This is a genomic window from Pseudomonas sp. UBA6753, from assembly GCF_002453565.1.
GTDB classification, from domain to species: Bacteria; Pseudomonadota; Gammaproteobacteria; order Pseudomonadales; family Pseudomonadaceae; genus Aquipseudomonas; species Aquipseudomonas putida_Z.
Genome location: NZ_DKHD01000050.1, coordinates 19,238 through 31,116 on the forward strand (window position 1 = coordinate 19,238; position 11,879 = coordinate 31,116).

The following is an 11,879-nucleotide window of genomic DNA, read 5'->3' on the forward strand; positions in this document are numbered from 1 at the left end:
TGCCGGGGCCGCTTTGCGGCCCTTTCGCGACACAAGGCCGCTCCCACATAAAACAGCACCAGGTGGGGGCCGTTTCAGATCAGCGACCGAACCCGTAACTCCTTGGGCATGGAGAAGGTGATGTTCTCTTCCCGCCCATCCAGCTCTTCAGCACCGCTGGCGCCCCAAGCCTTGAGCTGCTCGATCACACCACGCACCAGCACTTCGGGGGCCGAAGCACCGGCGGTGATGCCGACCCGCGCCGTCTGCTCGAACCAGCCACGCTGCAGGTCCTCGGCACCGTCGATCAGGTAGGCCGGGGTGCCCATGCGCTCGGCCAGCTCGCGCAGGCGGTTGGAGTTGGAGCTGTTCGGGCTGCCGACCACCAGTACCACGTCGCACTCGTCCGCCAGTTGCTTGACCGCGTCCTGGCGGTTCTGGGTGGCGTAGCAGATGTCGTCCTTGCGCGGGCCGCCAATGTTCGGGAAGCGCGCACGCAGGGCGTCGATGACGCGGCTGGTGTCGTCCATCGACAGCGTGGTCTGGGTGACGAAGGCCAGGTGGTCCGGGTCCTTCACCTGCAGGTTGGCAACATCCTCCTCGTCTTCGACGAGGTAGATGGCGCCACCGTTGCTGGCGTCGTACTGGCCCATGGTGCCTTCGACTTCCGGGTGCCCTTCGTGGCCGATGAGGATGCACTCACGGCCGTCGCGGCTGTACTTGGCCACTTCGATGTGCACCTTGGTCACCAGCGGGCAGGTGGCATCGAACACTTTCAGGCCACGGCCAGCGGCTTCCTGGCGCACGGCCTGGGAAACCCCGTGGGCACTGAAGATGACGATGACATCGTCCGGTACCTGGTCCAGCTCTTCGACGAAGATGGCGCCGCGGTTGCGCAGGTCTTCCACCACGAACTTGTTGTGCACCACTTCGTGACGCACATAGATCGGCGGGCCGAAGACTTCCAGCGCGCGGTTGACGATCTCGATCGCCCGGTCGACCCCCGCGCAGAAGCCGCGAGGGTTGGCGAGTTTGATTTGCATGCTCGGCTCCAGGCTTACAGGGCCTTCACCTCGAGGATCTCCACCTCGAAGGTCAGGGTCTTGCCAGCCAATGGGTGATTGAAGTCGATGGTCACCTGGTCGTCATCGAACGCTTTGACCACACCGGGCAGCTCGGTGTTGGCGGCGTCGTTGAAGATGATCAACAGCCCTTCGGACAACTCCATGCCCTCGAACTGGGACCGCGGCATGACTTGCACGTTCTGCGGGTTGGGCTGGCCGAAGGCGTTCTCCGGGGCCACCACGACGGTACGCTTGTCACCGCCCTTGAAGCCGAACAAGGCGTTCTCGAAACCTGGCAGCAGGTTGCCATCGCCAACCTTGAAGGTGGCCGGGGCCTTGTCGAACGTGCTGTCGACGGTGTCGCCGTTTTCCAGGTGCAGCGCGAAGTGCAGGGTGACTTCGGTGTTCTGGCCGATACGGGTGTCAGTCATGGACCGGATCCTCGGACTTCTTGCTCTTGAACATATCCAGCGCCAGCATCACCGCACCAACGGTAATGGCGCTGTCGGCCAGGTTGAAGGCCGGGAAGTAATGGCGGTTCTGCCAATGCACCAGGATGAAGTCGACCACATGGCCGAGCACGACGCGGTCGTACAGGTTGCCGATCGCGCCACCCAGCACCAGCGCCAGCGCCACGGCCAGCCAGGTCTCGTTGCGCCCCAGGCGCTTGAGCCACACCACCAGCACGGCACTGACCACCACGGCGATCAGGGCGAACAGCCAGCGCTGCCAGCCGGAGCTTTCCGCCAGGAAGCTGAACGCCGCGCCAGTGTTGTAGGCCAGGGTCCAGCTGAAGTAGTCAGGGATGACGACAACCTGCTGGTACATGGTCAGGGCATTGTTGAAATACAGCTTGGTGGCCTGGTCAAGGACCAGTACCACCAGGCTCAGCCAAAGCCATGCAAGGCGCCCGAAGCGCCCCGCTGCAGGGTTAGGCATAGTGGCGCACCTCGCCGGAACCGCTCAGGTTGTCGACGCAACGGCCGCAGATTTCCGGGTGCTCCGGGTGGCTGCCGACGTCGGCGCGGAAGTGCCAGCAACGGCCGCACTTGGCGTGGCCGGACTTGACCACTTGCAGCTTGAGGCCTTCGACTTCGGTGGCCACGGCTTCGGCTGGCGCCTGCACGAACGGCACCACGCTGGCAGCCGAGGTGATCAGCACGAAGCGCAGTTCGTCGCCCAGCTTGCCCAGGTCGGCGCTCAGGCCTTCGTCGGCGTACAGGGTGACTTCAGCCTGCAGGTTGCCGCCGATGACCTTGGCGGTACGCTGGTTTTCCAGCTCCTTGTTGACCGATGCCTTGACGGCCATCACGCGGTCCCAGTAGGCGCGGTCCAGTTCGGTGCCTTCCGGCAGTTCGCTCAGGCCCTGGTACCAGCCGTTGAGCATTACCGACTCGTTGCGCTCGCCTGGCAGGTACTGCCAGATTTCGTCGGCGGTGAACGCCAGGATCGGCGCGATCCAGCGCACCAGCGCCTCGCTGATGTGGTACAGCGCGGTCTGGCAGGAACGGCGGGCGACACTGTTGGCGCCGGTGGTGTACTGGCGGTCCTTGATGATGTCGAGGTAGAAGCCGCCCAGCTCCTGCACGCAGAAGTTGTGCACCTTGGAGTAGACGTTCCAGAAACGGTACTCGCTGTAGTGCTCTTCCAGCTCGCGTTGCAGCAGCAGGGTGCGGTCTACGGCCCAGCGGTCCAGCGCCAGCATGTCTTCCGGGGCCAGCAGGTCGCGGGCCGGGTCGAAGCCGGACAGGTTGGACAGCAGGAAGCGTGCAGTGTTGCGGATACGGCGGTAGGCGTCGGCGCTGCGTTGCAGGATCTGCTCGGAAACGGCCATTTCACCGGAATAGTCGGTAGCGGCAACCCACAGGCGCAGGATATCGGCACCCAAGGTGTTGTTGACCTTCTCCGGCTCGATGGTGTTGCCCAGCGACTTGGACATCTTGCGGCCGTTCTCGTCCACGGTGAAGCCGTGGGTCAGCAGCTCGCGGTACGGCGCGTGGCCGTCGATGGCGCAACCGGTCAGCAACGACGAGTGGAACCAGCCGCGGTGCTGGTCGGAACCTTCCAGGTACAGGTCGGCACGCGGGCCGGTGGCGTGGCCAATGTCATGCGAGCCACGCAGCACGTGCCAGTGGGTGGTACCCGAGTCGAACCACACGTCCAGGGTGTCGGTGATCTTGTCGTACTGCTCGGCTTCAGCGCCCAGCAGTTCGGCGGCGTCCAGCTTGAACCAGGCCTCGATGCCTTCCTGTTCGACGCGCTTGGCCACTGCTTCCATCAGCTCGACGGTGCGTGGGTGCAGCTCGCCGGTCTGCTTGTGCAGGAAGAACGGGATCGGCACGCCCCAGTTGCGCTGACGCGAGATGCACCAGTCCGGGCGGTTGGCGATCATCGAATGCAGGCGCGCCTGGCCCCAGGCCGGCACGAACTTGGTGTCCTCGATGGCTTTCAGTGCACGCTCGCGCAGCGGCTCGCCGGTGGTCGGCTGCTTGTCCATTCCCACGAACCACTGCGCAGTGGCGCGGTAGATCAGCGGGGTCTTGTGGCGCCAGCAGTGCATGTAGCTGTGGCTGATGGTTTCGGTGTGCATCAGCGCACCGACTTCGCTCAGCTTCTCGACGATGGCCGGGTTGGCCTTCCAGATGAACTGGCCGCCGAAGAATGGCAGCGAGTCGACGTACACGCCGTTGCTCTGCACCGGGGTGAGGATGTCGTCGTTGACCATGCCGTAGCGCTTGCAGGTGACGAAGTCGTCTTCACCGTAGGCTGGCGAGGAGTGCACCACGCCGGTACCGGCGCCCAGTTCGACGTAGTCGGCCAGGTAGACTGGCGACAGGCGGTCGTAGAACGGGTGGCGGAAGTTGATCAGTTCCAGCGCCGAGCCCTGGGCGGTGGCGATGACCGAGCCTTCCAGGCTGTAGCGCTTGAGGCACGACTCCACCAGCTCTTCAGCCAGTACCAGCAGGCGCTCGCCGGTGTCGACCAGGGCGTACTTGAACTCCGGGTGGATGTTCAGTGCCTGGTTGGCCGGGATGGTCCACGGGGTGGTGGTCCAGATCACGATGGCGGCCGGCTTGGCCAGCGAAGCCAGGCCGAAGGCGGCTGCCAGCTTGGCCTCGTCGGCAACCGGGAAGGCAACGTCGATGGTCTGCGATTTCTTGTCGGCGTACTCGACTTCGGCCTCGGCCAGGGCCGAACCGCAATCGAAGCACCAGTTCACCGGCTTAAGGCCCTTGAACACGAAGCCTTGCTTGACCATCTCGGCCAGGGCACGGATTTCGCCGGCCTCGTTGGCAAAGTTCATGGTCTTGTACGGGTTGCCCCAGTCACCCAGCACGCCCAGGCGGATGAACTCGGTCTTCTGCCCTTCGATCTGCTCGGCGGCGTACTCGCGGCACAGCTCGCGGGTGCGGTCGGCGGACAGGTGCTTGCCGTGGGTGACCTCGACCTTGTGCTCGATCGGCAGGCCATGGCAGTCCCAGCCCGGCACGTACGGTGCATCGAAGCCGGCCAGGGTCTTGGAACGGACGATCATGTCCTTGAGGATCTTGTTCAGCGCATGACCGATGTGAATCTTGCCGTTGGCATAGGGCGGGCCGTCGTGCAGGACGAACTTGGGACGATCCTTGCCAATTTCGCGCAGCTTCTGGTACAGGCCAATGCTGTCCCAGCGCTGCAGGATCTGCGGTTCGCGCTGAGGCAGGCCGGCCTTCATGGGGAAGGCGGTGTCCGGAAGGTTAAGCGTGGCTTTGTAGTCGGTCATTTCAGGCTCTTCGTTAACGGTTGAGCGTGCCAATGTGCACGTGCGGCGGCGATATCCGCATCGATCGCCGACTTCAGCGCCTCCAGGGAGGCGAATCGCTGCTCTTCACGCAGCTTGTGGTGGAACTCCACCGTCAGGCGCCGGCCGTAAAGGTCGCCGGCATAGTCCAGCAGATGAATCTCCAGGTGCGGGCGCCCGTCACCGGCAACGGTGGGGCGCACGCCGATATTGCCGACACCCGGCCAGGCCTTGCCGTCGATTTCGATGCTGGCCAGGTAGACCCCGGACAGCGGCACGCGGCGGCGCTTGAGCTGGATGTTGGCGGTAGGTGTGCCGAGCTGGCGGGCCAGCTTCTGGCCATGCAACACGCGGCCGCTGATGCGGTACGGGCGGCCCAACAGGTGCTCGGCCAGCTCGAAGTTGCCTTCGGACAGGGCTTTGCGCACCTCGGTGCTGCTGACCCGCAGGCCGTCCTGGATCACCGTGTTGGCAGCCTCGACGGTGAAGCCGTACTGCTTGCCGGCCTCGACCAGGAAGGTGAAGTCGCCAGCGCGGTCGCAGCCGAAGCGGAAGTCATCGCCCACTTCGAGGTGGCGTACACCCAGGCCGTCGACCAGGATGGCCTTGACGAAGGCATCGGCACTGAGCTTGCTCAGGCGCTGGTTGAATGCCAGGCACAGCACCCGGTCGATACCCTCGGCCGCCAGCAGCTCGATCTTGTCGCGCAGGCGGGCCAGGCGGGCCGGCGCGGTGTCGGGGGCGAAGTACTCGCGTGGTTGCGGTTCGAAGATCACCACGCAGGTCGGCAGGCCCAAGGCCTGGCCGCGCTCGCGCAGGCGCGCCAGGATCGCCTGGTGGCCGCGGTGAACCCCGTCGAAGTTGCCTATGGTGGCGACACAGCCCCGGTGCTCGGGGCGCAGGTTGTGAAGACCTCGAACCAGCTGCATAACGCGCTTCTTGCTCATAAAGTGGCCGATTATAACCACACCCGGGCGCTGGTGACAGGCAGCAGCGCCCAAGGGCGGCGTGGAATGCGAAAAACCGACGCCTGACCCGCCCGCTGCCTTAGTGCAAGGCCTTGCGGGCGAAATGCCGAGGCCGGAAGCCGCACAGGTACAGGCAGCCGAAATAGGTCACGATGCCCGCCAGTACCAGAGCCCCCAGGCGCACCAGGCGCTCGAGCATGTTGCCCTGCTCCCAGGCCGGCAGGTAATGCATGCCGGCCAGCAACACCGCCGACATCAGCCCCACTGCCAGCACCAGCTTGAGCAGGAACATCGGCCAGCCTGGCTGCGGCTGGAACAGCTGCTGGCTGCGCAGCTTCCAGAACAGCAGGCCGGCGTTCAGGCAGGCCCCCAGGCTGATCGCCAGGGCCAGGCCGGCATGCGCGAGCGGGCCGATCAGGGCCAGGTTGAACAGTTGGGTGCAGACCAGGGTGAATACCGCGATCTTCACCGGTGTACGGATATTCTGCTGCGCATAGAAGCCCGGTGCCAGTACCTTGACCAGAATGATCGCCAGCAAGCCCACGGAATAGGCGATCAGCGCCTTCTGGGTCATGGCTGCGTCGACGGCAGTGAACTTGCCGTACTGGAACAGCGCCACGGTCAGTGGCTCGGCGAGGATGGCCAGGGCCAGGGTGCATGGCAGCACCAGCAGGAAGCACAGGCGCAGGCCCCAGTCGAGGATCCGCGAGTATTCCTCGCGGTCCTTGTTGGCGTAGGTCTTGGCCAGCGTGGGCAGCAATATGGTGCCCAGGGCCACCCCCAGCACGCCGGAAGGCAGCTCCATGAGGCGGTCGGCGTAATACATCCACGACACCGAACCGGCCACCAGGAAGGAGGCGAAGATGGTGTTGATGATCAGCGAGATCTGGCTCACCGACACCCCGAGGATCGCCGGCAGCATCTGCTTGAGCACCCGCCACACGCCGGCATCACGCAGGTTCAGGCGTGGCAGCACGAGCATGCCGATCTTCTTCAGCGCTGGCAGCTGGTACAGCAACTGCGCCAGGCCGCCCGCCAGCACGCCCCAGGCCAGGGCCATGATCGGCGGGTCGAAATACGGCGTGAGCAGCACGGCGAAGGCAATCATCGCCACGTTCAGCAGGGTCGGGGTAAAGGCCGGCACCGAGAAACGGTTCCAGGTATTGAGGATCGCCCCGGCCAGGGACGACAGCGAGATCAGCAATATATAAGGAAAAGTCACGCGCAACAGGGCGGTGGTCAATTCGTATTTCTCGGCGCTGTCGACAAAACCTGGCGCGGTCGCCCACACCACCCACGGTGCCGCCAGAATGCCGATGGCGGTCACCAGCGCCAGAACCAGGGTCAGCAGGCCACTGACGTAGGCGACGAAGGTGCGGGTCGCCTCCTCGCCTTGCTGGGTCTTGTATTCGGCCAGGATTGGCACGAAGGCTTGGGAAAAAGCGCCCTCGGCGAAGATGCGCCGCAGCAGGTTGGGCAGCTTGAAGGCGATGAAGAAGGCATCGGTGGCGATGCCGGCACCGAAAACACGCGCCAGGATGGTGTCGCGGACAAAGCCCAGCACCCGCGAAATCATGGTGATCGAGCTTACCGCAGCCAGGGATTTGAGCAGGTTCATCGAAAAGATTCACGCCAAGGGCAGAGGACGCTGCCAGACAGCGTCCGAATGTGCGATACTCCCGCGCCTTCGCAGGGGAGCCAAAAATTCCCGAGTTTACAGGTCGCGCAGCAGAAAGGAATATTTCCCTCTTGTTGGCGCACCGCTCGGCGGAACCTTGCAGGTGGCCTTGACATCCGTTCGACTGATCGGCATGATTCGCGGCCTATTTTGTTTGCTATTTACCTAAAGTCTTTCGAGGAGCTCGACGGTGGCCAACACACCTTCCGCCAAGAAACGTGCAAAACAGGCTGAGAAGCGTCGCAGCCACAACGCCAGCCTGCGTTCCATGGTCCGCACCTACATCAAGAATGTAGTCAAGGCCATCGACGCAAAAGACGCCGAAAAAGCGCAAGCCGCTTACGTTCTGGCTGTGCCTGTAATCGACCGTATGGCCGACAAGGGCATCATCCACAAGAACAAGGCTGCTCGTCACAAAGGCCGTCTGAATGGCCACATCAAGGCGCTGAAAGAAGCTGCAGCTGCCTAAGCGACGTGCTAGTCGAAAAACCGACCCTAGGGTCGGTTTTTTGTTGCCTGCGATTTGACGGGCTTGCCTGGATAACCTGATCCGGCCTCATCGCCGGCAAGCCATGCGCGGTCCCTGTGGGAGCTGGCTTGCCGGCGATGGGCCGCAAAGCGGCCCCTTCTGCAATCTTACTTGGCAATCTGAATCTTCGGCGCCCACTGCAGCCATTCATCCTCGGCCTTGTCGAACAAGGCGAACGTCTGCTGCGGCCGTGCCGGGTTGCCCATCAGCTCGCCATCCGGCGTGGCAAAGGCGATACCGCCGTCGATCATGGTCTCCACCGACTCGGTACGCACCGTAACCCCCTTGACCAGCCCCCAGTCGAAACCGAAGCCGCTGCTGTTCCAGAAGCGGCTACCGCTGCGCACCAGGGCCGCATAGCGCGGTTCGATCAGGATATGGATCAACACGCGGTCAGCGCTCTGGCCCAGCTCGAAGCCCGTCACCTTGCCCACCGCAACCTCACGGTAGGTCACCGGCACGCCCGGCTTGATCGAGCCACGGCGCGGGGCGCTCAGCGTCAACGGCAGGCCGACTTCAGGCCCTGCCACCTGCGGGGCGTCGGCCAAGGCGATGAAATCGCGCTGTGGGCCACGGTCCTTGGCAGCCGGCTGCACTTCCAGGTACTGCCCGCCCACCAAGGTGTCGAGGTTCTGCGTACGCACCAGGCCAAAGGCCGGCTTGACCACCCAGAACTGCGTACCGACGCGGGCGATACGGTCCGCCGCTTCGGTAATGCGCGCCCGCAGCAGCACCGCCTGCAGGTCATCGGTCAGGTCGACGCTCTCGATGCTGCCCACATCCAGGCCACGGAAGCGGATCGCCGTGCCCGGCTTAAGGCCATCGGCACGGTCCACGCGAATGGTGATCAACGTACCCGCGCGGTTGACCGCATCCTGGCTGTCATGCAGGCGGAAGCGCGGGATGTGGCGTTTCAGGGGTACATCGGGCCGTGGCGTGTCGAATGCGATACCACCGGCCATCAGGGTTTGCAGTGATTCACTCTTGATCTTGATACCCGACAGGCCGCCCGTCAGGGTGATGCCACTGACATTCCAGAAGCGCGACGAACCGTTGACCAGCTTTTCGTATTCCTTCTCGATATGCACACCGATCAGGATGCGATTGCTGTTGCGGGCGAACTGGTAGCTTTGCACGCTACCCACCTTCACCTGGCGGTACATGACCGGGCTACCGACTTCCAGCGAACCCAGGGTGTCGGCGAACAGCACCATGTGCAGGCCTGGTGCCTTGAGGTCGAGCGGAGGCGCCTTGGCGCGGGCTTCGAACTCACGCTCGGGCCGCGCCCCTTTCTCACCAGGGCGAATGGCAATGTAGTTACCCTTGACCAGCGCCTCCAGGCCAGTGATACCCGCCAGGGAAATTGACGGTTTGACCACCCAGAACTGCGTGCCCTCGACCAGATAATCCTCGGCCAACGGGTCCAGCGTAAGCTCGGCCGATGCACTGGCCAGGTTGTCTGCCATTGTCAGGGCTTTGAGCGAGCCCACCTGGATGCCCTTGTACATGACCGGTGTACGGCCTGCCTGCAGGCCCTCGTAATCGCTCAATTTCACCTTTACCCGGATACCGGCCTGGGCCGCATCGAAGTCCTCATACAGACGGAACGGCAGGTTCGAGTCGGTAGGTGGGCTGTCCTTGCGGTGTTCCGGCGTGGCAAAGGCGATACCACCAGCAACAATGCTCGACAGCGATTCGCTACGCACTTTCACGCCCGAGAGCGAGGCATCGATGCTGACGCCGCTGGCATTCCAGAAACGCGTGTGCTTGCGCACCAGGCTGGCATAGGCCGGCTCGATGAAGACTTTGATCTCGACGGTGCTCTGGTCCTCGGACAGGCGGTAGCTTTTGACCCGGCCAACCTGGATCTGCTTGTAGAACACCGGGCTGTCACGGTTGAGCGACCCTAGCCGCTCGGCCTTGAGGGTAAGGTGCAGGCCCGGCTCGGTGTCCGACAGCGGCGGCGCCACCTTCAAGGCGGTAAAACGCTTGGTGCGCTCCCCCTCCCCCGGGCTGACGGCGATGTAGTTGCCTGACACCAGTGTTTCAAGGCCGGAAATACCCGCCAGGCTGACGCTCGGCTTCACCAGCCAGAAACGCGTACCTTTGGTCAGATGAGGCTCGGCAGCCTTGTTCATCTCGATGGTGGCGATCACCCCCTGGTTCTCGCCCTTGGCGTCGAGCACCAGGCTTTTGACCTTGCCAACCGGCATGCCCTTGTAGATCACCTCGGTCTTGTTGGCGACGATACCCTCGCCCGACTCGAAGCGAACCTCAATTTCCACACCGGCATCACGGTAAGCCTGCCACGCAAGCCAGCCACCGATCATCAAGGCGATCAAAGGCAGGATCCATATGGCCGACCAGTTCGAGGCAGGGCGGGTTTTAGCCGTTGGCAGGTCACTCATGGTCGTCATCCGACTCCGTGTTATCCCAAATCAGTCGGGGATCGAAAGTTAAAGCGGCAAGCATTGTCAGGATCACCACAGTTGCAAAGGCGACAGCGCCCAGGTTGGCTTCGACACTGGCTATTCGGCCGAAATTCACCACCGCCACCAGGATGGCGATGACGAAGATATCGAGCATGGACCAGCGCCCAATGAATTCGATGAAGCGGTACATCAATATCCGTTGCCGCGCCGAAAGCGGCTGCCGGCGCTGAACGGAGTACAACAGCAAGCCGATGCCCACCAGCTTGAACGTGGGCACCAGGATACTGGCAATGAACACCACGGCAGCAATGGGCACCATGCCATGCTTGAGCAAGGTGATGACGCCGGACATGATCGTGTCCGGGCTTCCTTGGCCCAGGGTGCTCACGGTCATGATCGGCAGCATGTTGGCCGGGATGTACAGGATCGACGCGGCAATCAGCAGCGCCCAGGTGCGCGCGATGCTGTTCGGCCGACGGGCATGCACGATGGCACCGCAGCGTGTACAGGTTTGTGAAGTGCTGTCTGGCTGTTGCCTGTTCAGCTCGTGACACTCATTGCAGACAAGAATGCCTGCATCAATCGCCCGCATGCAGGTCCTCCCCTGATAGCGCACTCCAGATCTGGTGCGGTGACATCACCACCTCGAGCCACACCTGGATCAATAACAGGCTGATGAAGCAGAACAGCCCCAGGCCCACGGTCAGCTCGGCCAGGTCCACCAGCTTGACGATGGCCACCAGCACGCCCATGAAATAGACCTCGAGCATGCCCCAGTCACGCAAGTGGTGATAGATGCGGTAGAACAGCAGGCCGAAACTACGCCCCACGTTCAGGCGGATGCTCAGGAGCACGACCAGCTGACAGAGCAGTTTTGCCAAAGGGATGGCCATGCTGCACAGGAACACCACTACGGCCACGCCGCGCATTTCCGAGTTGTACAGGCCCAGCACGCCGCTCCAGACGGTATCGTCCGATGTCTGGCCAAGCAGGTGCAGTTGCATGATCGGCAGGAAATTGGCAGGCACAAACAGCAGCAAGGCGGTGAGTACCAGGGCCAGGCTGCGGTTGACCACATTGTGCCGATGGGCGTAGAGCTCGTAGCCGCAGCGCGGGCATTGGGCCTTCTCATCATGCTGGAGCACGGGCTTGCGCAGCAGCAGGTCGCATTCATGACAGGCGACAAGCTCGTCCAGCGGCAACTGGGCCAAGGTTTCAGGTTCGTCAGGATTGGGCATATAGCGCTTCTGAATAGGTGCGTGGGCCTATTCTAGTGTTCTGGCTCGAATTGTGGGAGGCAACATAACAGCGGGCCTGCGCGACCTTTGTAGGAGCGGGCGAGTCGAGGCGTCGAACCGCCGCGAAACAGGCGACGTGGTGAATGGCACCGGCTTTGCCGGTGTTCGCGGGCTCGCCCGCTCCCACAGGGCTGCGTATGCCTGGGAATT

Annotated in this window: 10 protein-coding genes; 1 reads left to right on the forward strand and 9 read right to left on the reverse strand. The window is 63.1% G+C overall.

Translation table 11 applies throughout. The features are described from left to right. Nucleotides 1-74: 74 nt before the first annotated feature. The 6 genes from ispH to murJ form a co-directional block, all read right to left on the reverse strand. On the reverse strand, nt 75-1,022 hold the full coding sequence (ispH, locus tag B2790_RS19150; protein WP_025337597.1) for a 4-hydroxy-3-methylbut-2-enyl diphosphate reductase: 948 nt from the start codon (nt 1,020-1,022) through the stop codon (nt 75-77). Between the two features lie 14 nt (nt 1,023-1,036). After that, entirely contained in the window at nt 1,037-1,474 is a 438-nt protein-coding gene (gene fkpB, locus B2790_RS19155; protein WP_003258215.1) for an FKBP-type peptidyl-prolyl cis-trans isomerase, read from the reverse strand. Next, nucleotides 1,467-1,982 (reverse strand): signal peptidase II, encoded by a 516-nt coding sequence (lspA, locus tag B2790_RS19160; RefSeq protein ID WP_025337596.1) that lies wholly within the window; start codon nt 1,980-1,982, stop codon nt 1,467-1,469. Before lspA ends, fkpB begins: the two co-directional genes overlap by 8 nt. After that, a complete protein-coding gene (ileS, locus tag B2790_RS19165; protein WP_286919503.1) occupies nt 1,975-4,806 on the reverse strand; it encodes an isoleucine--tRNA ligase in 2,832 nt (943 codons plus the stop codon). The genes lspA and ileS overlap by 8 nt, the downstream gene beginning before the upstream one ends. After that, nucleotides 4,803-5,753, reverse strand: coding sequence for a bifunctional riboflavin kinase/FAD synthetase (gene ribF / locus B2790_RS19170; RefSeq protein ID WP_286919504.1), 951 nt, complete (start codon nt 5,751-5,753; stop codon nt 4,803-4,805). Before ribF ends, ileS begins: the two co-directional genes overlap by 4 nt. Nucleotides 5,754-5,871: 118 nt before the next feature. Beyond that, nucleotides 5,872-7,410: a murein biosynthesis integral membrane protein MurJ gene (gene murJ, locus B2790_RS19175; protein WP_274079154.1), complete on the reverse strand. Its 1,539-nt coding sequence runs from the start codon at nt 7,408-7,410 to the stop codon at nt 5,872-5,874. Nucleotides 7,411-7,660: 250 nt separating this feature from the next. Here murJ and rpsT point away from each other — a divergent pair, with 250 nt between their 5' ends. Next, nucleotides 7,661-7,939 carry a 30S ribosomal protein S20 gene (gene rpsT / locus B2790_RS19180; protein WP_003247625.1) on the forward strand — a complete coding sequence of 93 codons (279 nt, stop codon included), beginning with the start codon at nt 7,661-7,663 and terminating at the stop codon, nt 7,937-7,939. A 167-nt stretch (nt 7,940-8,106) separates the two neighbouring features. On the opposite strand, the gene B2790_RS19185 is transcribed toward rpsT, so the two are convergent. The 3 genes from B2790_RS19185 to B2790_RS19195 are packed head-to-tail and all read right to left on the reverse strand — an operon-like array spanning nt 8,107 to nt 11,669. After that, complete coding sequence (locus B2790_RS19185; protein ID WP_286919505.1) at nt 8,107-10,407, reverse strand: PqiB family protein; 2,301 nt, start codon at nt 10,405-10,407, stop codon at nt 8,107-8,109. Further along, nucleotides 10,400-11,023, reverse strand: coding sequence for a paraquat-inducible protein A (locus B2790_RS19190; RefSeq protein WP_015268842.1), 624 nt, complete (start codon nt 11,021-11,023; stop codon nt 10,400-10,402). Before B2790_RS19190 ends, B2790_RS19185 begins: the two co-directional genes overlap by 8 nt. Then, on the reverse strand, nt 11,010-11,669 hold the full coding sequence (locus B2790_RS19195) for a paraquat-inducible protein A (protein ID WP_286919507.1): 660 nt from the start codon (nt 11,667-11,669) through the stop codon (nt 11,010-11,012). Before B2790_RS19195 ends, B2790_RS19190 begins: the two co-directional genes overlap by 14 nt. Between the last annotated feature and the right edge of the window lie 210 nt (nt 11,670-11,879).

Excerpts from the sequence above, each read along its gene's own strand:
- ispH (WP_025337597.1), bottom strand. The coding sequence starts at position 1,022 with ATGCAAATCAAACTCGCCAACCCTCGCGGCTTCTGCGCGGGGGTCGAC.
- fkpB (WP_003258215.1), bottom strand. The coding sequence starts at position 1,474 with ATGACTGACACCCGTATCGGCCAGAACACCGAAGTCACCCTGCACTTC.
- lspA (WP_025337596.1), bottom strand. The coding sequence starts at position 1,982 with ATGCCTAACCCTGCAGCGGGGCGCTTCGGGCGCCTTGCATGGCTTTGG.
- ileS (WP_286919503.1), bottom strand. The coding sequence starts at position 4,806 with ATGACCGACTACAAAGCCACGCTTAACCTTCCGGACACCGCCTTCCCC.
- ribF (WP_286919504.1), bottom strand. The coding sequence starts at position 5,753 with ATGCAGCTGGTTCGAGGTCTTCACAACCTGCGCCCCGAGCACCGGGGC.
- murJ (WP_274079154.1), bottom strand. The coding sequence starts at position 7,410 with ATGAACCTGCTCAAATCCCTGGCTGCGGTAAGCTCGATCACCATGATT.
- B2790_RS19185 (WP_286919505.1), bottom strand. The coding sequence starts at position 10,407 with ATGAGTGACCTGCCAACGGCTAAAACCCGCCCTGCCTCGAACTGGTCG.
- B2790_RS19190 (WP_015268842.1), bottom strand. The coding sequence starts at position 11,023 with ATGCGGGCGATTGATGCAGGCATTCTTGTCTGCAATGAGTGTCACGAG.
- B2790_RS19195 (WP_286919507.1), bottom strand. The coding sequence starts at position 11,669 with ATGCCCAATCCTGACGAACCTGAAACCTTGGCCCAGTTGCCGCTGGAC.